The organism is Arthrobacter zhaoxinii, from assembly GCF_024385505.1.
Taxonomy (GTDB): Bacteria; Actinomycetota; Actinomycetes; order Actinomycetales; family Micrococcaceae; genus Arthrobacter_B; species Arthrobacter_B zhaoxinii.
Genome location: NZ_JANFLT010000005.1, coordinates 733,577 through 756,890, shown reverse-complemented (window position 1 = coordinate 756,890; position 23,314 = coordinate 733,577). Strand labels below are relative to the sequence as shown.

The following is a 23,314-nucleotide window of genomic DNA, read 5'->3' as shown; positions in this document are numbered from 1 at the left end:
GCCGGGTCCTTGGCGTACAGCCGGTACATTCGAACGTGGTGCTGTTCCCAGCCGCTCAGCGGACCGGCGGCCTGCCGGCATTGAAGACGGGTGGCCCCGGGAGTACCTTCGGAAACAAGGGCGCCAGCTCGAATTCCCTACAGAGCCACCCGGTCGTAGTCTGCGTTTCCTCCGGCCGGCCGCCGCATGTGGTCCTTGCCGGCTTTGCCGCCGCCGAGTCCCATGACGGGTTAATGCACACCTCCCCGATGGACCCCGACTTCGACGACGGGCGCGTGGTCTTCTTCGACTCCCGCCCGGGCATTGATGCTGCCGGGATTCGCGTCCGTGACACCGGGGCTCGCCCGGGCCGGCCCCGGGCCGGACGATGAGCGCCGGTCTCCGCCCACCGCACCTGCGCTGGGCACCCATCAGTCTCGTGTTCCTCGGCGGCGCAGCCGGTGCCGCCAGCAGCGAAGGTCTTACACTGCTCATCCCGAACCTCGGCGAGGTGCCGGTGGCGATTCCGATCATCAACGTGGTCGGCGCCTTTCTCCTCGGCTACCTCTATGAGGCCGTCACCCGCCTCGGCAGCGCCCCGACCGGCAAGAATCTCAAACTGCTGCTCGGGACCGGCTTCTGCGGCGGCTTCACGACCTACAGCTCGCTGGCCACCGACACCGCCGTGCTCTTTCGTGACGGGCTGCCCTGGGCCGCGCTGATCTACGCCTTTGGCACGGTGCTTGTTGGTGCCTGCGCCACCTGGGCCGGCATCGCCGTGGCGAGCGCCATCAATGGTCCCGGCCGGCGGAACGACGGCGGGAAGGAGGCTGCTGCATGACTCCCGGGATTTTCCTGCTGCTGGCGCTGGCCGGCGGATTCGGTGCCGCGGTGCGGTTCATCGTGGACGGGCTGATCCGAGCCCACCTTAAGACGACGTTCCAGTGGGCAACGACGATCATCAACGTGTCCGGCTCCCTCGTGCTCGGCCTGCTCACCGGCGTCGTGTTCGTGCACCTGGTGCCGACCGACCTCAGCTATATCATCGGTACCGGCTTCCTCGGCGGCTACACCACCTTCAGTACGGCGAGCTACGAGACGGTTCAGCTGATCAAACAGGGCCGCCACGGCGCGTCGTTTATCAGCGGTGTGGTTATGCTCGTGCTCTCGGTGGCGGCGGCCGCCGTCGGCCTCTGGGTGGGCGCAGCGCTCTAAATGTCCCGCTCACGTGCGTCTGGCTGCCGGAATGTACTGGGCGATCACCAGGAACACCCAAGTGGTGAGGATATACGGCCAGGTGTAGGTGGGAGCTGAAAAATCGTGCATGATCACCGTCATCACCGCCGTCACCACGGTTCCAACCACAGCCAGAACCCACGAGAGCGTGCTGCTGCGGAGGAAGACCACGGCGAGGGCAATCGCGGTGAGTACACCGGAATAGCCGGCCAGGCCGTTCGCCGTCTCGGTGAGGCTCTCGCCCATCGCCAATGCGCATAGGCTCCCCACCACGCTGCCCAGCAGCCCCGCCAGCCCTACTTTCCAGCTCGCCACGAACAACCCGAGCAGGATAAGGGCACCGGACCAGACGTTGTTGATCAGCACCACCTCTGACACATTCGTCAGCAGGGAGCGTGCAAAAGCCAGCGGTTCGGAATCAATGGTGGCTGACGGCGCCGCAAAAGCCTTCCAGACCCGACGTCACCGATGACGAATCAGCCTTGAGGAGACGCCCGGCCACCGTGTTTCCCGCACAGCCGATCAGCACGAGCAGGGCCAGGCGCCAGCCGGCCACAACGAAGGCGGCCAGAATCAGCAGCGCTGTGTAGATATTGCTCTGGAAGAAGATCTGCGACAGACCCTGCCCCCAGCCTTTCAACCAGCCCGCACCCGAGATGGATGGGGTCGGCGAGGCCGCGCCGGCGCTGCTCATGCTTGCTCCGTTCGCGGGGCATCGTCAGGCGGAGCGCCCTTTTCAGGCCCCTGCCTCAACTCCGGCCCGCTGTGCGCGGTTGCGCCGCCAGATGTGCCCGCCCCGCCGCTTGCCAGCGCCCATCGTTCCTCCACGTGGCCCAACCGCCAGTAGGCGGTAGAGGTCAACCAGACCAGTATCAGCGTGGCCACGACAATGTAGCCCGCGTTCTCAAGGTCGATGGCGGCTACCCACCCGGTGAGCGGGTCCCGCAGCCCGAGCTTCTCATTCAACAGCCCGACCAGTTCAATGCCGCCAATCATGACGGCAATCATGACTGAGAGGCCGGTAACGGTGAGGTTGTAGTACAGCTTGCGAACCGCGTTAACGCTTGCCCAGCCATAGGCTTTCACCATCACGGCCGAATCGAGTGTGTCGAACAGGCTCATGCCTGCGGCAAAAATCAGGGGCAGGCAGAGGATGGCGTACCAGGGAAGCCCCGTAACCGCCCCGGTTCCGGCCAGCACCAGCAGGGCAATCTCGCTGGCGGTGTCGAAGCCGAGCCCAAACAAAAAGCCAACGGCATACATCTTCCCCGGGCGGTCGATCGTCCGAAGCATCGGCCGGATGAGGCGGCTGATGAGGCCTCGGCCCTGCAGATGCCGCTCCAGCTCCAGCTCGTCGAGGTCGCCGTTGCGCGAGGCCCGCCAGACCTTGAGGATTCCGATGAACGCCACGGCATTGATGAGTCCGATGAGCAGCAGGAAGACTCCGGAGACGACCGTGCCGAAGACACCGAGGCCGTTGCGTACCTCGTTGCCGTCGTCGCTCAGCCCTACCGCCCAACTCACTCCGAGCGCCAGCAGCGCTGCCATGAGGAAGACGATGGTGGAGTGCCCCAGGGAGAAGAACAATCCGACCCCGGCGGCCGGCTTGCGCAGGTCCACGAGTTTGCGGGTGGTGTTGTCGATCGCAGCGATGTGGTCGGCATCGAAGGCGTGCCTCACGCCGAGGACGTAGGCCACCACGGCGATGCCAACCCCGAAGACCGAGGAGCCCAGCTGCAGATGCAGCGGTTCGACCAGGAAGAAGAACAGTCCGAAGCCCGCGATGTGCAGCAGCGCGACCGGAATGAAGGCGAGCACCACCTGCGCCCGGTAGGAGCGCCCCGGGCCGACAGCCTTCTCTTGCGTGTTCGCTTGTTCACTCACCGTTAGACCCCTCTCTAGCTCTTCCGAATTGCGGGTGCCCGCTTCCCTGTCAGCAACTCGTGCACCGCCGCTGCGGCGGCCGTGTTTGCGGCCGCCACAGCTACGGTGTCGTTGCCCACCAGGCGCATCCACACGCCTGCATCACCGGATAACGTGCTCACCCCGAAGATCAGGTCACCGCCGCTTTCGCCAAGCGCACGGTGCAGGGTATCAGCGAGCCGGGCCGCCGGAACAAGGGGTGTGAAGACGTACAGCATGGCCAGCACATCGTGGTTGGCAAGCACGCCGAGCCCGGTGACGCCGGAGACCGCTCCGTCGGCTTCCGCTCCCGGGCTGAGCCGAACCCGGTCCAGGGCAACCAAACGGCCGTCGGGCCGCCGCACCTCGAGGTCGGAGGCGTACACATCGTAGGCATGCCGCTCCCCGCGTGCGAGCCTGCCCGCGTACATGGTGTCGCCGAGCAGCAAGGTTGCGGACTCGTCGATCACCACCGATGTCTGCTGGTAATAGCGCGAAGCTGCGAAGGGCACCACTGGCTCGGGCAAGTACTCCACATGGGCGCCTTCTTCGACCGTGATGTTCATCAGCGCGGAGGCGTAGTCATGGTCCATGCGGTAGACCCTGGTCTGGGTCTAAGTGGTCACATGCGCCGAAGTGCCGGGGCCGAAGCTCAAATCTGCAACGGGGACTTCTGGCCCGGGAAAACGGGGACCGGCCCGTCCAGCAGCACAGAGGGCCCCTGTTCCGTTCGGAACAGGGGCCCTCTGTGCTGCTGGGAGCGGGCTGCTAGGACTCCAGCGTGGCGTCCATGGTGATCTCGATGCCGGTCAGTGCCTGCGAGACCGGGCAGCCGGTCTTCGCCGACTCGGCAATGTCGTCAAACTGCTCCGCCGTCAGGCCGGGAACGACGGCGGTGACCTTGAGGTGGCTGCCGGTGATGCCCGTGCCCGGAACGAAGGTCACGTCAGCGGATGTGGAGATCCGCTCTGCCGTCTTGCCTGCCTCGGCAAGCGCGTTGCTGAAAGCCATGGAGAAGCAGGCCGAGTGGGCCGCGGCAATAAGTTCCTCAGGGCTGGTCTTCCCGTTGGCCTCCTCGGCGCGGGCCTTCCACGTAACGTCGTAGGTTCCAAGGCCGGAGGAGTCGAGGGTGACGTCTCCCTTGCCGTTGAAGAGGTCGCCGTTCCAGACGGTGTGGGCTGAACGGACTGTAGCCATGGGGGTCTCCTTAAAACAGTGATGGGACGGGGCCGGCAACAAGCCGGCGCACCATCCCATCCTATTTCCGCTGTTGTGCGGACTACCACATAGTGGCTACGGCAATGTTGATGACCGCGAGGATACCCACACCGTTCGCCAGTGCCGGGGAGACCTTTTCGTCCTTCTTGTAGCGGCGCTGTCCGATGAAGGCCAGCACGGCAATCACCAGGGTGATCAGCAGCTTGATGCCGACCTTCATGTGGTTGACGTCGCCGTCGCCCATTTCATTGACGGCCACCAGCGCCAGGCCGGTGACCAGCTGCAGCAGGGCACCGTGGAACTGGCCGGGCAGTACCGTCGGATTCTTGATTCGGGCAATCCAGAGGCCGACGATGATGGCTGCACCCAGGATGTGCAGGAAAACGAGGAAGTTGTGAAGGAAGTCCATACTCCGAGTTTATCGACTCGCAGTCAGTAACCCGCCGGAAACCGGGGGTTGTGCGGTAACTTTTCTACAACTTGTAGAGAAACTTCCGCCGGGCTGCCGCCGGTTAAAGTCGCAGGGCGCCCTCCCGGTAACGGGAGAGCGCCCTGCCTAAGCGGAACCGGAACTAGAGCCCCAGATCTGCCTCGAAGTTGCCTTCTTCCAGACGTGCCTTCAGCGTCTGCAGGAAGCGGCCTGCATCGGCGCCGTCCACCAGGCGGTGGTCGTACGTCAGGGAGAGGTACATCATCGAACGGATGGCAATGTTGTCATTGCCCTCGGCGTCGGTGACCACCATGGGACGCTTGACGATCGCGCCCGTGCCCAGGATGCCGACCTGCGGCTGGTTGATGATCGGGGTGTCGAAGAGGGCTCCGACGCTGCCGATGTTCGTGATGGTGAACGTGCCGCCGGAGAGCTCGTCGGGGCCGATCTTGTTGTTGCGGGTGCGGCTGCCTACGTCGGCGATCTTCTTGGCCAGGCCGGTGATGTTCAGGTCACCGGCGTCGTTGATGACCGGAACCAGCAGGCCCTTTTCGGTGTCCACGGCAATCGCGAGGTGCTCGGCGTCGTGGTACGTGATTTCCTGCGTCTCGTTGTTGTACGAGGCGTTGAGGACCGGGTGCTGCTTCAGGCCCTCGACCACTGCCTTGGCAATGAACGGCAGGAAGGTGAGCTTCGCGCCGTTCTGCTGCTGGAAGTTGTTCTTGGCCTTCTGGCGGAGCGCGGCAATGCGGGTCATGTCGACCTCGTGCACCTGCGTCAGCTGTGCCGACTCCTCCAGGGATTCACGCATGCGGCGTGCAATCGTCTGGCGGATGCGGGGGGCCTTCACCGTGGTGCCGCGGAGCTTGGCGCTGGCTTCGCTGATCTGCGCCGGTGCTGCCTTTTCAGGGGCGGCGGGGGCGGCAGGAGCGGAAGCAGCCGGCTGGGAGGACGCAGCCTTCTTGGCCTCTGCGGCCTCGAGGACGTCCTGCTTGCGGATGCGGCCGGCGACGCCGGAGCCCTTGATGCCGGCGAGGTCGACACCGTGCTGGTTGGCGAGCTTGCGCACCAGCGGCGTTACGTAGGTGCCGCCGTCGTTGGAAGCGCTGGGCGCTTCCTGCTTCGGAGCTTCCTGCTGAGGAGCCTCGGCCTTGGGGGCTTCCTGCTTGGGAGCCTCGGCCTTGGGGGCTTCCTTCTTCTCCGGCTCAACGGCCGGCGCTTCGCGCTCGTCCTTGGAGGCGGCCGCTACGGGCTCGGCTCCCTTGGGCTCGGCCTTGGCGGGGGCAGCCGCACCGGAACCGATGACGGCCAGGACGGAACCGACCTCAGCCGTGTCGTCTTCGTTGACCCGGATTTCCAGCAGCTTGCCGGCTACCGGGGAGGGGATCTCGGTGTCGACCTTGTCGGTGGAAACCTCGAGCAGCGGCTCGTCCATTTCGACGTCGTCGCCCACGGCCTTGAGCCAGCGGGTGACGGTGCCTTCGGTGACGGACTCGCCGAGGGCGGGGAGGGTGACCTCGGTGCCCTCGCCGGAGCCGGAATCGGAGGCGGGAGCTTCTTCAGCGGCCGGAGCCTCTTCAGCCGCGGGAGCGGGAGCTTCTTCGGCAGCTTCCTGTGCCGGAGCTTCCTGGTTGGCGGCGCTGCCGCCGTCGTCCTTCTGCTCGCCGGAACCGGAGCCGTCACCGATGCGTACGAGCGCAGCGCCGACCTCGGCGGTTTCGTCTTCGGCTACGAGGATTTCCTCGATCACGCCGGCAACGGGGGAGGGGATTTCCGTATCGACCTTGTCGGTGGATACCTCGAGCAGCGGCTCGTCGACCTCGACGCGGTCGCCCACGTTCTTCAGCCAGCGGGTGACGGTGCCTTCGGTGACGGACTCGCCGAGGGCTGGTAAGTTCACGGTTTCAGACATATTGTCCCCGTTTCTCCTTGATAGATCTTTTTTGTGACCAGCCGTGCCGCTGGTGCTGGTGATGATTTCCCCGGGCCGCAGCCGCAAGGCGGGATGCGGCCCGGGGGAGTGAATCTCAGGTGCTAACCGTGAAGGGGCTTGCCGGCAAGTGCCATAGCGGCTTCGCCGATCGCCTCGTTCTGCGTCGGGTGGCCGTGGATCAGGCTGGCAATATCCTCAGGGTACGCCTCCCAGTTGACGATCAGCTGGGCTTCACCGATCTGCTCGCCGATACGGCCGCCGATCATGTGCACACCCACGATGGGGCCGTCCTTCTCGCGGACCATCTTGATGAGGCCGGAGGAACCGAGGATGGAGGTCTTGCCGTTGCCGGCCAGGTTGTACTCCTGGACCTGGACGTTCTCGGCGCCCAGCTTGTCCTTGGCCTTGGCTTCGGTCAGGCCGACGGAGGCGATTTCCGGCTCGCAGTAGGTGACCTTGGGGATGTTGACGTCGTCAACCACAACGGGCTTCAGGCCGGCGATTTCTTCGGCAACGAAGATGCCCTGCTGGAAGCCGCGGTGGGCCAGCTGCAGGCCGGGAACAATGTCGCCCACGGCGTAGATGTTGCCGACGCCGGTGTGCAGGCGGTCGTTGGTGATGACGAAGCCGCGGTCCATGGTCAGGCCGGCTTCTTCGTAGCCCAGGTTGGCGGTGACGGGGCCGCGGCCCACGGCGACGAGCAGCAGGTCGGCTTCGAAGGTCTTGCCGTCGGCCAGCGTGACGACGACGCCGTCGTCGTTCTGCTGGACGTTGTCGAAGAAGATGCCGGTGCTGAACTTGATGCCGCGCTTCTTGTACGCGCGTTCCAGCTGCTTGATGATGGCTGCGTCTTCGTTGGGGACCAGGGAGGGCAGGCCCTCGACAATGGTGACGTCCACGCCGAAGGAGTTCCAGACCGAGGCGAACTCGACCCCGATGACGCCGCCGCCGAGGATGACCGCGCTCTTGGGCACGGTGTCCATCTTCAGGGCCTGGTCGGAGGTGATGACCTTGCCGCCGATTTCCAGGCCCGGCAGTGAACGGGAGTAGGAGCCGGTGGCCAGGATGATGTTCTTGCCGGTGTAGGTCTCGCCGTTGACCTCGATGGTCTTCTCGCTGGTGAGCTTGCCTTCGCCCTCGATGACGGTGATGCCCTTGGACTTGATCAGGCCCTGCAGGCCGCGGAACTTGCCCGCAATGATGTTGTCCTTGTATGCGTTCACGGCGGTCATGTCGATGGAGTCGAAGGTGGCGTTGATGCCGTACTTCGAGGCCGTCTTGGCATTCTCTGCGATTTCCGCGGAGTGCAGGAGCGCCTTGGTGGGGATGCAGCCGTTGTGCAGGCAGGTCCCGCCCAGCTTCCCCTTCTCAATCAGACCTACGGAGAATCCCAGCTCCACGGAGCGCAGTGCCGCGGCGTAGCCGCCGCTGCCTCCGCCGAGGATCAGGATGTCGAACTCTTGCGCAGCTGCCTTATCGGCCACTTGGACGCTCCCTCGCGTTTTCGTTGGACGCGCCCATGCGCGCCGGTGAGTTATTGGGCGTTTGTGATCAGTCCTCACCCTATCGCCCCCCACCACCGGCATCCACTTGAACACAGGCGGTAGGGGGCGAAGTGTAATGAGAAACACCTGCCACAAGCGTCAGTTCCGTTTCACGGAACCGTTTTGGATGCTATGAGGCGCGCGCCACGACGTCTTCGGCGTAGGCCACCAGCGTACGGACGGCGACGCCGGTGCCTTCCTTGGGCGTGTAGCCGTAGGGGGCGCCGTCGTTGAAGGCCGGCCCGGCAATGTCCAGGTGTGCCCACGGGATCTTGGTGCCGTTGACTTCACCGACGAATTCCTGCAGGAAGGTGGCAGCGGTCATCATGCCGCCGAAACGCTCGCCGTGGTTCGCAATGTCGGCCACCTGGGAATCCAGGCTGGCCCGCAGCTCCTCGGGAATCGGCATCGGCCAGAACAGCTCGCCGGAACGGTCTGCTGCCGCCTTCACGGCATCCCGGACGCCTTCTTCACCCATGACCGCGGACACACGGTTGCCGAGGGCAATCATCTGGGCGCCGGTCAGGGTGGCGACGTCGATGATGACGTCCGGGGCTTCCTCGCTGGCGGCGACCAGGCCGTCAGCCATGACCAGCCGGCCTTCGGCGTCGGTGTTCAGGACCTCAACCGTGCGGCCGCCGTAGGTGGTCATCACGTCGGAGGGGCGCTGGGCGGTGCCGGACGGCATGTTCTCGGCAATGCACAGCCAGGACGTCACCTTGACGGGCAGGCCCAGTTCCGCGATGGCGAGCAGGGCGTTCAGGACGACGGCGGCGCCGCCCATGTCCGATTTCATGGCCTGCATGCCGGCAGCGGGCTTCAGGGACAATCCGCCGGAATCAAAGGTGATGCCCTTGCCGACGAGGGCGAGCGTGGCCTTGGGACGCGCCGGCGTGTATTCAAGCTTGACCAGGCGCGGGGGGCGGGCCGAGCCCTTGCCCACGCCGAGGATGCCGCCGAATCCTTCGCGTTCGAGCTTCTTCTCATCCATGACGGTGACCTTCACGGGCAGCGCCTTGGCCAGGTCCTTGGCGGCGGCTGCGAAGGTCTCCGGGTAAAGATGGCTCGGCGGCTGGTTGACCAGGGTGCGGGTCGCATTGACGGCCCGGCCGAGAATGCGGGCGCGCTCGAGGGCGGGCTTCAGGGCCTTCTCGTCGGCGGCTGCAGTAATAACGGTGATCTCGGCGACCGGAGCGGGAACCTTGCCGGCGGTCGCGGCGCTGCGGTGTTCGGTGAAGCTGTAGGCGCCGAGCAGGGCACCTTCGGCGACGGCGGCGGCGTCGGCCACGGTGCCGGCCGGCAGCGCCAGGGCGACCGATGCGGTGCCGGCGATCTGGCGGACGGCCGATCCGGCGGCGCGGCGCAGGGCTTCCTCGGTCAGGGCGACCCCGGCCGAAACCTTGCCCAGGCCGGTAAGGACCAGCATGTCGGCGTCGGCCTCGGGCAGGCCCGGCAGGCGGTGGACTTCATCGGCGGCACCGGTGACGCCGAGGAGCGGCAGCGAAGCAGCCAGGGCAGCAGAGGCCTTGGGCGAAAGCGGGCTTTCGACGAGGACGGGACCGTCGGGGGTCTGGCCGACGCCGATCACGAGGGCGCTGGCGGCAACCTTCCGCCCGTCCCTGGATACTGCCGACAGGCTGGGTTCACTGGCTTTGTTCACGAAGCTGCTTCCTCACGTTTCTGTGTTGCTTTGCGCTTATTCCACCGATCGTAGTCTGAAGAACGCCCGCACGCCGCAACGTTGCGCCCGGTCCTGCATCCGCTGGGCCCCTTCGCGCCCGGCCCCGGAATGAAACACACGTGTCCGGGCGTTTACCCTTGAAGAAGGGCACAGCAGCGGTCAGCAGCAGCCGAACACCGGCGGACACCGTCCTGTGCCGAGAGCGCACGTGAGTTCCCGGAAGGGGTAAGACATGCTTGATCCGTTGACCCTGTTTAATCTGAATCCTGAGGTCGCGGAATCCGGGGACCTGTCCGGCCTGAAGCTCCTTGCCGGTTTTACCGGCTTTGCCGAAGCCGGCCACGTGGTCAGCCAGATCCGGGATGAGCTCTTCGATGCCCTCGACCATGACCTGGTGGCCACGTTCGACGCGGACCAGCTGATTGACTACCGCACCCGCCGGCCGCAGATTTCCTTTATCGAGGACCACCTCAGCGACTACGAGCCGCCGCGGCTCGAACTGCACCGGATGTACGACGGGTTGGGGGAGCCGTTCCTGTTCCTGACGGGCTTTGAACCGGACCTGCAGTGGGAGCGTTTCACGGCGGCCGTGCTGCACCTGGTGAAGGCCTTCGAGGTTTCCCTGGTCTGCTGGGTCCACTCGATCCCCATGCCTGTCCCGCACACCCGGCCCATCGGCGTGACGACGCACGGCAACCGGCCCGACCTGGTGGAGGGGATCAGTTCCTGGACCCCGATCGCCCAGGTCCAGGCCGCGGTTGGTCACGTTCTGGAGGTGCGGCTCGTGGAGGCCGGGGTCGACGTCGTCGGTCACGTGGTGCACGTGCCGCACTACCTGGCCGAGGCTGAGTTCCCGCCCGCCGCCGTCGCCGGACTCGAGTACCTCGGTGCCGCCGCGTCACTGGTGCTGCCGACCGACCGGCTGCGTGAAGCGGGCCGCGACGTGGAACGCCAGATCACCGAACAGGTCGACGCTTCGGCGGAGGTCAAGGGCGTCGTGTCCACGCTGGAGAAGCGTTACGACCAATACACCGAAAGCACAGTCCGGCGTTCCCTCCTGGTCAAGGGCAACGACGAACTCGCGGATGCCGAGGAAATCGGCGCCGCGGTGGAGGCCTACCTGGCCAGCCCGCAGGCCGAAGAGGAATCCGAGGCACTGTGGCCGGAAACCCAGCAGGCAGCCGGGCCCGACAGCAGCGAACCGAGCGAAAACGCGGATCAGGAGATTGCACCACATGCCACCGAGGGCACGGCTGAGGGCCACGGCAGCGACGACGGGAACGAACGGCCCGGGACGGCCTAAAGCCCCGGGCCGCCGCCCCTGTCCGGGGCAGGTCTCCCGATGAACGGAACCCGTGCCTGGATCGTCTGGGGTGTCGGCGTTTTCGCCTATCTGGTCGCGGTCACGCAGCGCACCTCGTTTGGCGTGGCAGGTATCGAAGCCACCGAGCGCTTCTCCGCCACCGCATCGGTCCTGTCCATCTTCACCGTGGTTCAGCTTCTGGTGTACGCCGGACTGCAGATACCCGTGGGCGTGCTGGTGGACCGTTTCGGCCCCCGGCTGCTGATCGCGGGGGGAGCGGCACTGATGTTCGCGGGGCAGTTCCAGCTGGCCACCGCCGAATCCGTCGGCGCCGGCATCCTGGGACGCTCGCTGGTGGGTGCCGGGGATGCGCTGACCTTCATCTCGGTGCTTCGGCTGCTTCCGGCCTGGTTCTCCGGCCGGAAGATTCCCGTCCTGACCCAGTACACCGGCATCGTCGGCCAGCTGGGGCAAATTGTCAGCGCGATTCCGTTCGCCTTCGTGCTGCACCGGTTCGGCTGGAGCCCGGCCTTTCTTTCGGCTGCGTCCCTGTCACTGCTGTCGCTCGTCCTGGTCCTCGCCTGCGTGCGGAACCGGCCCCACGGCGGCGAGGCGCCGGTGCCGCTTCCGCTGAGGCAGACCGGCACCTCCCTGGCGGAGGCCTTCGCGCAGCCCGGAACCCGGCTGGGGATGTGGACCCACTACACCGTCCAGTTCCCCGGCACGGTGTTCGTGATGATGTGGGGGTTCCCCTATCTCGTCAGCGCGGAAGGCGTGTCCTCGGCCGTCGCCTCCGGGCTGATGACCTATTTCGTTGTGGTCGGCATCATCTGCGGTCCCTGGATGGGCTCGTGGGTGGGCCGGCATCCACTGCGCCGGTCCACCATGGTGCTGCTGATCGCCGCAGCTATGGCCGCGGGGTGGGCGGCCGTGATGCTCTACCCCGGACCGGCTCCGCTGTGGCTGCTGGTCCTTCTGGTGACGCTGCTCGCCGTCGGCGGTCCGGGATCCATGATCGGCTTCGACTTCGCCCGGACGTACAACCCCAGCTCCCGGCTGGGCACCGCCACCGGAATCGTGAACATCGGCGGCTTTATTGCCTCACTGGTCAGCATGTACCTGATCGGCGTGGTGCTGGACATGCTGAACAACAGCGGTTTCTCCGGCGGCAACCTCTACGCCCTGGGCTCGTTCCGGATTGCCCTGTCGGTGCAGTTCGCCGTCATGGCGGTGGGCGTCGTGGGTATCCTGCGCACCCGCGGGCAGATCCGCGCACGCCTGGCCGACGAAGGAACTCCGCTGCCGCCGCTCCGTGCAGCCCTGGCCCGTGAGCGGCAGCGGCGCCGGGAGGAACGACGCGGGCCGGGAACCCCCTAGCACTCCGCCGCCGGTGCCGTCGTCACCCCCGGCGCCGGAACTCTTGACCCTCCGCGGCACCGCCGCCACAATTGTCGGCATGACCAGGGCGCAGATGCCCACCGGCACAGTGGTAAGCGTGAACGGACTCGCCAAATCCTTTCGGAAGGTCGCGGCCCTCGAAGACGTAACGTTTTCCATTGAGGCCGGTGAAGCCTTCGGAATCCTCGGTCCCAACGGGGCCGGCAAGACAACCACAGTGGAGTGCGTTGCCGGTACGCTGCGGCCCGACGCCGGCCGGGTCACGGTCCTGGGGGTGGATCCCGCGGAGGACCGCGAAACGGTGCGCGGGCGCGTGGGCTATCAGCTTCAGGCCGCCGCACTGCCTCCGGCACTCCGGGTGGAGGAGGCCCTGCGCCTCTTTGCCGCCTTTTATCCCGAGCCTGCGGACGTGCCGGACCTGCTGCGGACCGTCGGGCTCGATCAACACCGAAAACGCCCCTTCGGCAAGCTCTCCGGGGGCCAGAAGCAGCGGCTTTCCATTGCCCTCGCGCTCGTAGGCAACCCCGACGTCGTCGTTTTCGATGAGCTGACCACGGGGCTGGACCCCCAGGGCCGGCGTGACGTCCGGCAGCTGATCCAGCAGGTGAAGGATGACGGCATCACGGTAGTGCTCGTCACCCACTACCTGGACGACGTCGAGCGACTGTGCGACCGCCTGGCAATTATCGACGCCGGCCGGACGCGCTTCGTGGGCACCACGGCGGAACTGCTGGCCGTCTCCGGCACGGGTACCGGTGGGCCCGGCGGCCTCGAGGACGCCTATCTGGCCTTCATTGAGCAGACGACAGCCGATTGAAGGGAAGCATGCGGGCGCTGGGAGCCTTGACTCGCACTGAAGCAGCACTGTACCTGCGTAACCCGCTGAGCGTTTTCATGGCACTGGTGCTGCCCTCGGCGATCCTGCTGCTGCAGGGTTTCGTTATTCCGGGCACCAGGGCCCCGCTGGGCGGCACCGATCCCGTCTACGCAGCCCTGCGCCCCATCGATCTTCTCGTGCCGCTGTCCATTGCGGTGGCTTTGGCCAGCGTGGCGGTCACCAACTATCCGTCCGCCATCAGCGGCTACCGGGAAAGCGGGGTCCTGCGCCGCCTAGGCGTGACGCCAGTGGGGGCGCACCGCATCCTTTTTGCCCAGTGGATCGTCAGCGCCGTGTCGCTCGCCGTGGCGGTGACGGTCACCGTCCTGTTGGCTCGAGTCGCCTTTTCCAGCCGGATGCCCGGCAGCGGGACACTGGTGGTCCTTGTGCTCCTCTTCGGTGCTGCCGCCATGATGGCCGTGGGATCGCTCATCGCCGCCCTCGCCGGGACCGCCCAGAACGCCTACGCCATCGGGTTCCTGGTTTTCATGGTGTGCATGTTCAGCGCCGGACTGTGGACGCCGGGACCATTAATGCCCGAGGGGGTCCGGCAGGTCGCCGCCTTCACTCCGCTCGGTGCCATGACCCAGGCACTCACCGCCGCCTGGTATGGAGGGGCAGTCACAGTTGCTCCCTTTGCCGTCATGCTCGGCTGGACGGTAAGTTGCGCCGTGGTGGCCGCGAGGGTTTTCCGCTGGAAATGACTCCGGCGGACTGCCGGGGATCACTCGTCCTCCACCACCCGCGGACGCGGCGGTCCAGGCTGCGGCGGATGCACAGGTATCGGTCCGGATCTGCGGCGAAGACAGGTGCCCGCGGACCCTTGTGGCATGAGCACAGAACCGGCCGACGGCACCCCGCGCAATCCCTACCGCGTCAGCGCTCCGGCGGACATCCTCAGCCTGATTCCCCATACCCTGGGCTTTGAGCCCCACGAGTCCCTGGTGCTGATGGCGCTGTGTGGAGGCCGGCTGGGAGCGACGCTTCGCCTTGACCTTCCCCACTGGCCGGCGGCCAAAGCGGGAACCGCCGCGTATGCAGCCACCGCCCGTCAGTTCCTGACCTCTGATGCCGAGGCCGACGGTGTCCTCCTGGCGATGTACACGGAGGCCCCCTGGGAAAATCCGGCACAGCCGCCGTACCGGCAGCTGGTCCGGAAGCTGGAGAAGGAACTGGCCGCGGCAGGCATCCCGCTGCAGGACGGCTGGCTGGTCGGCGCCCGGACCTGGCGGGACTATTTCTGCATCCGGCCGGACTGCTGCCCCTGGCCGGGGGCTCCGCGGTCGCAGATAGCGGACAGCATGCTCAACACGGAGCTGGTGTATCGGGGGAGTGCGTTCGCCGCGACACTCGAGCGGGCGGTGAGGGACTCCTTCCCGGAGCAATGGCCGAACCGGCGGGAGGTTGGCAGCGAACAGGAACGCTTTGCCGGCGTGCTGGCCGGGCGCTGGTGTGAGCGGGACCAGTTCCGGCGCTCAATCCGGCTGTGGACCGAGTGCTTCTCCGGAGGAGGGGATCGGCTGCGCCGCGATGCCGAATGCGCCGGATTCCTCCTGGCCAGCCTCGGCGACCGGGGAATCCGGGATGCCCTGCTGATCCTGGCCGCTGTGGGCGAAGCGGCAGCGGTGGACGGCGCCGAAGCCAACGGCATGGTCCGCCCGCAGCTGCACCCCCTGGTCCTGCCCGGGGCTGCCGGCCCGCCCGCCGGGGAGCCCTCGGTGGTCCCGCTGCTGCCGCGGGCCCGGCGGCGATCTTCCGCCGCGGCGGATTTCCGCAGCATCCTGGTGGGCCGGGGTGCCTGCGCCCCGGACTGGACCCTGCTGGACCGGGCGCACGCCGTGTTCACCGACCTCGTCCCGGTGGCCGGCGGTGATTCCAAGGCCGCCCTGCTTTCACTGCTGGCCTGGATCGAGTGGGCCAGGGGCCGGGGGTCCCGGGCGCAGATCTACCTGCAGCACGCAGCCGAGGCCAGTCCCGGCTACCGCCTGGCGCTTCTGCTTCGGGAGCTGCTCGGCACCGGAATCCTTCCGGACTGGTCCCGCTCGCGCGGCGGCTCCTGGCCGGGCATTCCGGACGACTGACCCGCGGAGACCGTCCGCCTTACGGCCTGCGCCGTGCTGTGGAGAAACGGAAAACGTGCGACAATGGGAACCGAGACCCGGTCGGGTTCGTGTATCAAGTGTCCTTTGAACTGCCGGTCCCTGTGACCAGCGGAACAAAACACCGGCACGGTGTGTTCTATCAGGACATGCCAAGCCGAACACTTGGAAATAAGCACGGACTTGACAGGGTCATAGTGGTGTTGCCCCCAATGGCGGTGCCACAACCCGCCGTATGAAAGGTTTTCTGTGTCGCCGAGAAAGACAACTGCAGTCGAAGAGACTGACACTGCAAATAAGCGCACTGCCGCAACTGAGGCCCCGTCCGCGGCGGCCCCCAAGGAGGCTGCTTCCGGCGAAAAGACCGCTGCCAAGACGGCCCGCAAGCCCGCTGCCGCCCGTAAGGCTCCGGCGAAGGCCGGCACCACTGCAGCCGGTCGAAAGACCGCTGCGAAGACCGCCAAGGCTGCCAAGGCCGAGGCTGACGAAGAAGTCGAGAGCTCTGATGTTGAGCCCGACGCCGACGCCGTTGAAGGCGGAGACACTGCAGCCGCACCCACGGGTTCCGGTTTCGTGTACTCGGATGCCGACGACGATGATGCACCTGCGCAGCAGGTTGTTTCCGCCGGTGCAACCGCGGACCCGGTCAAGGACTACCTGAAGCAGATCGGCAAGGTTGCCCTGCTGAACGCCGAGCAGGAAGTCGACCTCGCGCTGCGGATCGAAGCCGGTCTGTACGCCGAAGAAAAGATGGCAGCGGATCCGGATATGGATCCCAAGCTCAAGCGCGAGCTGCAGTGGGTTTCCCATGACGGCAAGCGTGCGAAGAACCACCTGCTCGAGGCCAACCTGCGCCTCGTGGTGTCGCTGGCCAAGCGCTACACCGGCCGCGGCATGCTGTTCCTGGACCTGATCCAGGAAGGCAACCTGGGCCTGATCCGCGCCGTGGAGAAGTTCGACTACACCAAGGGCTTCAAGTTCTCCACGTACGCCACGTGGTGGATCCGCCAGGCCATTACCCGTGCCATGGCAGACCAGGCCCGCACCATCCGCATCCCGGTGCACATGGTCGAAGTCATCAACAAGCTGGCCCGCGTGCAGCGGCAGATGCTCCAGGACCTGGGCCGCGAGCCCGCCCCCGAAGAGCTGGCACTGGAACTGGACATGACCCCCGAAAAGGTGGTGGAGGTACAGAAGTACGGCCGCGAGCCGATCTCCCTGCATACCCCGCTGGGTGAAGACGGCGACTCCGAATTCGGCGACCTCATCGAGGACTCCGAAGCCGTGGTTCCCGCGGATGCCGTCAGCTTCACGCTGCTGCAGGAACAGCTGCACTCCGTACTGGACACGTTGTCCGAGCGCGAAGCCGGTGTTGTGGCCATGCGCTTCGGCCTCACTGACGGCCAGCCGAAGACGCTGGACGAAATCGGCAAGGTCTATGGGGTCACCCGTGAGCGGATCCGCCAGATCGAATCCAAGACCATGTCCAAGCTGCGCCACCCGTCCCGGTCCCAGGTCCTGCGGGACTACCTGGACTAGGCATCTGCCGGCAGGTCGAACGAACAGCACCCCGTCCGCTTCCGCGGGCGGGGTGCTGTTGTCTGCGGCAGCGCTGTTGGAGGACGGCACAGCTGGGTGATGCAGTGCAGGGCGGCGACGCCGGCAGACACGGCGGCGCAAAAAAGAAGTCCCCTTCCGACCCGGAAGGGGACTTCTTCAAGCTTGGTACGCTGCGCCGCCGTCGGACTTTACTCCGCGGCGCCGCAGACCGCGCAGGCGACTGCGTGTTTACTCTGCGGAGACGGGTGCCTTCTCGTTCAGGCGTGACGTCTCATCCTGCCATTCCGAAGTGAGCGGACGGAGGTTTGCCTCCACCGCGCGGGCGTGGTGCCCGCAGAAAAGCAGTTCCCCACCGGAGGATTCCAGTACGGCACGTACGTAGGCCTGTGCGCCGCAACGGTCGCAGCGGTCCAGGCTGTTCAGCTCACGGGTTGCTACTGCTGCTGTCATGAGTTGCCTCCTCAAGGGGTGTTGATACTTTATATAACCACCTTTGACACCCACTCCCGCGCAGGAGGGTCCGCCTTTCGCTCTACGCGTAGGAAACCGGCGCGGCTCCTGTGGGCAGTCTCACGCAGCTGAGTCGTTGAGCGGAAGTGTCACCGCCTGGGATTAACCTTGAAGGAGTCCCTGATTGTTCCCGGATATCTCTACCGGCAAAACAGCCGGCACCAAGGAGTTTCAACGCACGTGGCGCCCCCTAGTTCTGATTACACCGCCCGGCACCTGTCCGTCCTGGAAGGACTGGAAGCCGTCCGCAAGCGTCCCGGCATGTACATCGGGTCCACCGACTCCCGCGGCCTGATGCACTGCCTCTGGGAGATCATCGACAACTCGGTCGACGAAGCCCTTGCCGGCTTTGGGCAGAGCATCAAGATCATCCTCCACCCGGACGGCTCCGTGGAGATCCACGATGACGGACGCGGCATCCCCGTGGACATCGAACCGAAAACCGGCCTGTCCGGCGTCGAAGTCGTCTTCACCAAGCTCCACGCCGGCGGAAAGTTCGGCGGCGGGTCCTATGCTGCCTCCGGCGGCCTGCACGGCGTCGGCGCCAGCGTGGTCAATGCCCTGTCCTCCCGCCTCGATGTGCAGGTGGACCGTGCCGGCAAGACCTACCAGATGGCGTTCCGCCGCGGCGAGCCCGGGCATTTTGACGACACGGGTAGGAAGCCCGGCCCCGAGGCCAAATTCTCTCCGTTCCTGGACAGTTCACGGCTGGAAGTAGTGGGCAAGGCCAAGCGCGGCGTCACGGGCACGCGCATCCGCTACTGGGCGGACCGGCAGATTTTCACGCCGGATGCCAAGTTCTCCTACACGGAGCTGCAGGCCCGCGCCCGCCAGACCTCGTTCCTGGTGCCCGGGCTGCGGATCACTCTCCGGGATGAACGGCGCCTGCCCGGCACGCCGGGGGAAAACGGACCGGTGGAGGAAGTCTTCCACCACGACGGCGGCATCGCCGAGTTCGTCGACTACCTGGCCGCCGACGCCGCCGTTACCGACATCTGGCGCCTGCACGGTTCGGGCAAGTTCAAGGAATCCGTACCCGTGCTGGATGACAGCGGGCACAGCCGGATCACCGAAGTCGAGCGCGAGGCGGAGGTGGATATCGCCCTGCGCTGGGGGATCGGCTACGAAACAAACATCCGCTCGTTCGTGAACATCATTGCCACGCCGAAGGGCGGAACGCACCAGGCAGGGTTTGAGCAGGGACTGCTGAAAACCTTCCGCAAGGTCATCGAAGCCAACGCCCGCAAGCTCAAGGCCGGCAATGACAAGATCGAAAAGGACGATGTCTTCGCCGGCCTCACCGCCGTGCTGACCGTCCGCCTGGCCGAACCGCAGTTCGAAGGCCAGACCAAGGAAATCCTCGGCACCTCCGCGGTGCGGGCCATCGTGAGCAAGGTCGTGGAAAAGGAAATCACCGCCCGGCTGAACTCCACCGCCCGCGCCGACAAGACGCAGGCTTCGCAGCTGCTGGAAAAGGTGGTGGCGGAGATGAAGTCCCGGATCTCCGCCCGCGTGCACAAGGAAACCCAGCGCCGGAAAAACGCGCTGGAAACCTCCACCATGCCGGCGAAGCTGGCGGACTGCCGCATCGATGACCAGGAACGCTCGGAACTGTTCATCGTGGAGGGTGACAGTGCCCTCGGCACAGCCAAGCTCGCCCGGTCCTCGGACTACCAGGCGCTGCTGCCGATCCGCGGCAAAATCCTCAACGTGCAGAAGGCGTCCGTTGCGGACATGCTGTCCAACGCCGAATGCGCAGCCCTGATCCAGGTGGTGGGCGCCGGTTCAGGCCGCAGCTTCCAGCTGGACGCCGCCCGCTACGGCAAGGTCATCTTCATGACGGACGCCGACGTCGACGGCGCCCACATCCGGACCCTGCTGCTTACGCTGTTCTTCCGCTACATGCGCCCACTGGTGGATGCCGGGCGGGTCTATGCCGCCGTTCCGCCGCTGCACCGCGTCGAGGTCATCAACGCCGGCTCCAAGAGCAACGAGATGGTCTATACCTACAGCGAAAAGGAACTGCACCAGGTGCTTACCCGGCTGGAAAAGGAAGGGAAGCGCTACAAGGAACCAATCCAGCGGTACAAGGGCCTGGGCGAGATGGATGCAGGCCAGCTGGCCGAGACCACCATGGACCCGCGGCACCGGACGCTCAGGCGGGTGCGCATTTCGGAAGCCGCTGCAGCCGAGCAGGCGTTCGAACTGCTGATGGGCAGCGACGTGGCGCCGCGCAAGGACTTCATCATTGCCGGAGCCGCCATGCTGGACCGGGACCGGATCGACGCATAGCGCCACCTTCCCGCCCGCTGGCGCAGGTTTGTCCACGCAGTGGTGCTGCTGTGACCGGTGGGATTGAGTGGGCGGGTCTGGTTCCACCGGGTGGGATGTCCTGCCGGGTCCGCCGAATCCCACGCGCACCAGGGGTGTGCCTTAGTTAAGCAGTCCCGGGGCGATCAGCAGCGTTGTCGGTACGGCCAGCAGCAGGATCGAGAGGCACAGCACGCTCCACTCCTGCCAGCGCGGCAGCGGCGGCTGCGGCGTCAGCAGGCGGCTGAGCCGGCCTGCGGTGCCCAGCGGTTCGGACGCATCCGGGCCGCCCAGGGGCAGGGGAGTGTTCCCCGGGGCGGGCAGGGCCGGCGGCAGCTTCGCTTCAGCTCCGTCCTCCGGAGCGGCACTGCCCGAACCGACAATGGCCACTGCGCGGACGAGGGTCATCCTGTCCGCCTCGTGCAGCGCCTCGTCATCGGCAAGCATCTCGATCAGCTCGTTGACCGAGCGCTGGGCCAGCAGCGACGTCGGCAGCCACGGCAGGGCCGCCCGCCAGGCGGCAAAAGCCCACAGCAGGAGATGGTGGTGCTGGGCCAGATGGGCCCGCTCGTGGGTCAGGACCGCGCCCAGCTCTTCCTTGGAGAGCATGTTCAACAGTCCGTCGGAGAGCACGGTGACGGAACGCGCACCGCCCGGCAGGCAGTAGGCCACCGGGGTCGGATGCTGGATCACGAGGGTGGCAGGAGTATCCGCCGACGGGCTGCTGAGCAGGTTCAGCATGTCCCGGTGCCGGCGCCTGCCGCGCTGAATGCGGTAGTAGGTCAGCAGCAGGGTGAAGACCAGGTGGGCGCTCAGCAGGGTCGCGGCGCTCAGGGCGAAAACGTGGACCAGGCCCAGGGTGCTGGCAGGGGCACCCTCAAGCAGGATGCGCCAGAGGCCGTGCAGGCCGGCCAGGAGGTTGTCACCGAGCGGTTCAAGGCCCCAGGTAAGCATGGCGCCGATCATTGACAGGCCGCCCGCGAGGGCTATGGCCTGCCAGAGGACCATCGCGGTGAAAGGGGAGCGCGCGGGCCACTGCGCCCGCGAAAGGAGAACCGGAACGGGCCACGCCAGCACGATCGCCAGCGCAGCCAGTGCGTAGGAGGCCCAGAACACCCGGGGTACTAGGCGCCGAGCAGCCTGCGCAGCATTTGGGCCTCGGTGTCGGAGACGGACCCGACGAACCGGGCCAGCACGGCTTCCCGGTCATTCGCGGTTCCGAGGGCTTCGTGCATAAGTTCGGCAGTGTGTTCGGCGCGGCTGGTCACGGCGCGGTAGCGGTGGGGGCGGATATCGCGTTCGCGGACCACCAGCGACTTCTTCTCCAGGCGGGAGAGCACGGTCAGCACCGTGGTCACGGCCAGGCCCTTGCCGTCCGCAGAGTCTTCGCGCTGCGCCAGCTTCTCGCGCAGTTCATTCGCGGTTGCTGCTTCGGTCGATTCCCACAGCAGGTCCATCATCGCGCGTTCCAAATCGCCGAGCGTTGCCATGTGCATCCTTTTTTGATCGAGACCCCGGTGGACCCCGGTATCAGGTCCAGACTTACTAATGTACCGTGTTTCATCCGTTTGTTCTACATCACGTAGAAATCTCCGCCGAGTTGTTCTACGCTGTGTAGAAGTAAGGGGTTCTACAACGTGTAGAAGTCGTTCCTCGACTGAAGGACATAAGCGTGGAAGCACTGGATATCGCCCGGTGGCAGTTCGGCATCACGACCGTCTACCACTTCCTCATGGTTCCGCTGACCATTGGGCTGGGGATTGTGGTGGCAGCCATGCAGACAGCCTGGGTGCGCACCGGCAAAGAGCAGTACCTGAGAATGACGAAGTTCTGGGGCAAGCTGTTCCTCATTAACTTCATCCTGGGCCTGGCAACCGGACTCGTTCAGGAGTTCCAGTTCGGGATGGCGTGGAGCGAGTACAGCCGGTTCGTCGGTGACGTGTTCGGCGCTCCGCTGGCGCTGGAATCACTCCTGGCCTTCTTCACCGAATCGGTATTCCTGGGGCTGTGGATCTTCGGCTGGAAACGCCTGCCCCCGAAAATCCATCTGGCGTGCCTGTGGATCACCACACTCGCCTCCATGCTCTCGGCCTACTTCATCCTCGCCGCGAACTCGTGGATGCAGCACCCCGTGGGCGTGGAAATGGTGGACGGGCGCCCGGTCATGAACGACATCTGGGCCGTCCTGACCAACAACACCCTCCTCGTTGCATTCCCGCACACGATCTTCGGTGCCTTCGCCGTTGCCGGCGGATTCCTGCTCGGCATCGCCTGGTACCACCTCTGGAAGCGGCGCCGTGACGGCATCGACACCGTCGACGCCAAAGGCAACGTGGTAGTGGGTGAGCGGCCCGAAATCGGCCGGGACAAGACCGACCATTCCGTGTGGCTGCGGTCCCTGCGCATCGGTGCCGTCGTCGCCATGATCTCCTTTGCCGGCGTCGCGGTGAGCGGTGACCTGCAGGGCAAGCTGATGTTTGAGCAGCAGCCCATGAAGATGGCCGCTGCGGAAGCAGCATGCCATGACGGCACCTCCTTCTCCGTCCTGTCCATCGGTGACCCGGGCGCGAAGAACTGCGAGGACGTACAGACGCTGGTGGAAATCCCGGGCATGCTGTCCTTCCTCGCCAACGGTGACTTCGACACTGAAATCCGAGGGGTGAACACCCTGCTGGAGCAGTACCAGGATGCCTACGGCACCCACCTGCCCGCTGACGAGATGTACGGCGCCAACTCCGGCATGGAAATCGACTACACGCCGAACTTCGCGGTCACCTATTGGGGCTTCCGCATCATGATCGGTTTCGGCGGCATCGCAGCCGTTGCCGCCGCCTTCGCCCTCTGGGTGGTCCGCAAGGGTACGGTTCCTGAATCCAAGTGGCTGATGCGTCTGGCCGTGTTCGGTATCCTCGCGCCGTTCGGTGCCAACTCCGCGGGGTGGATCTTCACCGAAATGGGCCGCCAGCCGTTCGTTGTGGCACCGAACCCCACCGGTTCCGACGGCGTGTTTATGTTCACCGCCGCAGCCGTCTCGCCCGGGGTGAGCATGGCGGAGCTGCTGTTCTCCGTCATCACCTTCACCGTCGTGTACCTGGCGCTGCTGATCGTGGAGGTGCGGCTGCTGTTCAAGTTCGTCCGCGGCGGCGTTCCGGCAGCGATGCCTGACCTGCTGCACGGCGACGACGGCGGCACGGGCGGCCTGGATTCCGCCGGCGGCGATCCTGACGGCAGCCCCGGAAAGAAGAAGGGCGATGTCCTCGACTTTGCCTACTGAGATTCTCCGGAGGGCAACCGCGCATGCGGCCGCCCTCCGGACCCTGTCCGACCACCCTGC

General features: G+C 65.9%; 21 protein-coding genes and 2 pseudogenes. 11 read left to right on the top strand and 12 right to left on the bottom strand.

Annotated elements, in window-relative coordinates:
* Nucleotides 1-35 precede the first annotated feature (35 nt).
* The 3 genes from NNX37_RS10980 to crcB are packed head-to-tail and all read left to right on the top strand — an operon-like array spanning nucleotide 36 to nucleotide 1,194.
* On the top strand, nucleotides 36-371 hold the full coding sequence (locus NNX37_RS10980; RefSeq protein ID WP_255792693.1) for a hypothetical protein: 336 nt from the start codon (nucleotides 36-38) through the stop codon (nucleotides 369-371).
* Entirely contained in the window at nucleotides 368-820 is a 453-nt protein-coding gene (locus NNX37_RS10975; RefSeq protein WP_255792692.1) for a fluoride efflux transporter FluC, read from the top strand. Before NNX37_RS10980 ends, NNX37_RS10975 begins: the two co-directional genes overlap by 4 nt.
* Nucleotides 817-1,194: a fluoride efflux transporter CrcB gene (gene crcB, locus NNX37_RS10970; protein WP_229952269.1), complete on the top strand. Its 378-nt coding sequence runs from the start codon at nucleotides 817-819 to the stop codon at nucleotides 1,192-1,194. The genes NNX37_RS10975 and crcB overlap by 4 nt, the downstream gene beginning before the upstream one ends.
* Before the next feature lie 9 nt (nucleotides 1,195-1,203).
* Here crcB and NNX37_RS10965 read toward each other — a convergent pair whose 3' ends face one another.
* The 9 genes and pseudogenes from NNX37_RS10965 to NNX37_RS10925 form a co-directional block, all read right to left on the bottom strand.
* On the bottom strand, nucleotides 1,204-1,623 hold the full coding sequence (locus tag NNX37_RS10965; RefSeq protein WP_255792843.1) for an urea transporter: 420 nt from the start codon (nucleotides 1,621-1,623) through the stop codon (nucleotides 1,204-1,206).
* A gap of 10 nt (nucleotides 1,624-1,633) precedes the next feature.
* A complete protein-coding gene (locus NNX37_RS10960) occupies nucleotides 1,634-1,909 on the bottom strand; it encodes an urea transporter (protein WP_255792691.1) in 276 nt (91 codons plus the stop codon).
* Nucleotides 1,906-3,099: a HoxN/HupN/NixA family nickel/cobalt transporter gene (locus NNX37_RS10955; RefSeq protein WP_255792690.1), complete on the bottom strand. Its 1,194-nt coding sequence runs from the start codon at nucleotides 3,097-3,099 to the stop codon at nucleotides 1,906-1,908. Before NNX37_RS10955 ends, NNX37_RS10960 begins: the two co-directional genes overlap by 4 nt.
* Before the next feature lie 14 nt (nucleotides 3,100-3,113).
* Nucleotides 3,114-3,716, bottom strand: a pseudogene (locus NNX37_RS10950) (urease accessory protein UreD); the annotation flags it as partial.
* A 169-nt stretch (nucleotides 3,717-3,885) separates the two neighbouring features.
* Nucleotides 3,886-4,314 carry an OsmC family protein gene (locus NNX37_RS10945; RefSeq protein ID WP_255792688.1) on the bottom strand — a complete coding sequence of 143 codons (429 nt, stop codon included), beginning with the start codon at nucleotides 4,312-4,314 and terminating at the stop codon, nucleotides 3,886-3,888.
* 82 nt (nucleotides 4,315-4,396) lie between these two features.
* The gene (locus tag NNX37_RS10940; protein WP_255792687.1) at nucleotides 4,397-4,744 is read right to left on the bottom strand and encodes a hypothetical protein; all 348 of its coding nucleotides are present in this window, start codon (nucleotides 4,742-4,744) and stop codon (nucleotides 4,397-4,399) included.
* Between the two features lie 163 nt (nucleotides 4,745-4,907).
* Complete coding sequence (sucB, locus tag NNX37_RS10935; RefSeq protein WP_255792686.1) at nucleotides 4,908-6,677, bottom strand: 2-oxoglutarate dehydrogenase, E2 component, dihydrolipoamide succinyltransferase; 1,770 nt, start codon at nucleotides 6,675-6,677, stop codon at nucleotides 4,908-4,910.
* A gap of 122 nt (nucleotides 6,678-6,799) precedes the next feature.
* Nucleotides 6,800-8,182: a dihydrolipoyl dehydrogenase gene (gene lpdA / locus NNX37_RS10930; protein WP_255792684.1), complete on the bottom strand. Its 1,383-nt coding sequence runs from the start codon at nucleotides 8,180-8,182 to the stop codon at nucleotides 6,800-6,802.
* A 190-nt stretch (nucleotides 8,183-8,372) separates the two neighbouring features.
* Nucleotides 8,373-9,902, bottom strand: coding sequence for a leucyl aminopeptidase (locus NNX37_RS10925; RefSeq protein ID WP_255792682.1), 1,530 nt, complete (start codon nucleotides 9,900-9,902; stop codon nucleotides 8,373-8,375).
* Between the two features lie 253 nt (nucleotides 9,903-10,155).
* Here NNX37_RS10925 and NNX37_RS10920 point away from each other — a divergent pair.
* From NNX37_RS10920 to NNX37_RS10895, 6 genes and pseudogenes are all read left to right on the top strand, one after another.
* A pseudogene (locus NNX37_RS10920) lies at nucleotides 10,156-11,049 on the top strand (proteasome assembly chaperone family protein); the annotation flags it as partial.
* Nucleotides 11,050-11,265: 216 nt separating this feature from the next.
* Entirely contained in the window at nucleotides 11,266-12,603 is a 1,338-nt protein-coding gene (locus NNX37_RS10915; protein ID WP_255792681.1) for an MFS transporter, read from the top strand.
* A 79-nt stretch (nucleotides 12,604-12,682) separates the two neighbouring features.
* Entirely contained in the window at nucleotides 12,683-13,441 is a 759-nt protein-coding gene (locus NNX37_RS10910; RefSeq protein ID WP_255792679.1) for an ABC transporter ATP-binding protein, read from the top strand.
* 26 nt (nucleotides 13,442-13,467) lie between these two features.
* Nucleotides 13,468-14,205 (top strand): ABC transporter permease, encoded by a 738-nt coding sequence (locus NNX37_RS10905; RefSeq protein ID WP_255792677.1) that lies wholly within the window; start codon nucleotides 13,468-13,470, stop codon nucleotides 14,203-14,205.
* Nucleotides 14,206-14,331: 126 nt separating this feature from the next.
* A complete protein-coding gene (locus tag NNX37_RS10900) occupies nucleotides 14,332-15,582 on the top strand; it encodes a DUF4192 domain-containing protein (protein ID WP_255792675.1) in 1,251 nt (416 codons plus the stop codon).
* A 267-nt stretch (nucleotides 15,583-15,849) separates the two neighbouring features.
* Nucleotides 15,850-17,139, top strand: a complete 1,290-nt coding sequence (locus NNX37_RS10895; RefSeq protein ID WP_255792673.1) for an RNA polymerase sigma factor — start codon at nucleotides 15,850-15,852, stop codon at nucleotides 17,137-17,139.
* 249 nt (nucleotides 17,140-17,388) lie between these two features.
* Here the strand turns inward: NNX37_RS10895 and NNX37_RS10890 are convergent, their stop codons facing one another.
* Nucleotides 17,389-17,610, bottom strand: coding sequence for a DUF7455 domain-containing protein (locus NNX37_RS10890; protein ID WP_146362357.1), 222 nt, complete (start codon nucleotides 17,608-17,610; stop codon nucleotides 17,389-17,391).
* Nucleotides 17,611-17,850: 240 nt separating this feature from the next.
* Here NNX37_RS10890 and NNX37_RS10885 point away from each other — a divergent pair, with 240 nt between their 5' ends.
* Nucleotides 17,851-19,962: a DNA gyrase/topoisomerase IV subunit B gene (locus tag NNX37_RS10885; RefSeq protein WP_255792671.1), complete on the top strand. Its 2,112-nt coding sequence runs from the start codon at nucleotides 17,851-17,853 to the stop codon at nucleotides 19,960-19,962.
* 141 nt (nucleotides 19,963-20,103) lie between these two features.
* Here NNX37_RS10885 and NNX37_RS10880 read toward each other — a convergent pair whose 3' ends face one another.
* Nucleotides 20,104-21,096 (bottom strand): M56 family metallopeptidase, encoded by a 993-nt coding sequence (locus NNX37_RS10880; RefSeq protein WP_255792669.1) that lies wholly within the window; start codon nucleotides 21,094-21,096, stop codon nucleotides 20,104-20,106.
* 8 nt (nucleotides 21,097-21,104) lie between these two features.
* Nucleotides 21,105-21,470: a BlaI/MecI/CopY family transcriptional regulator gene (locus tag NNX37_RS10875; RefSeq protein ID WP_255792668.1), complete on the bottom strand. Its 366-nt coding sequence runs from the start codon at nucleotides 21,468-21,470 to the stop codon at nucleotides 21,105-21,107.
* A 182-nt stretch (nucleotides 21,471-21,652) separates the two neighbouring features.
* Between NNX37_RS10875 and NNX37_RS10870 the strand changes: the two genes are divergently transcribed.
* Nucleotides 21,653-23,254 (top strand): cytochrome ubiquinol oxidase subunit I, encoded by a 1,602-nt coding sequence (locus tag NNX37_RS10870; RefSeq protein ID WP_255792666.1) that lies wholly within the window; start codon nucleotides 21,653-21,655, stop codon nucleotides 23,252-23,254.
* Nucleotides 23,255-23,314 lie beyond the last annotated feature (60 nt).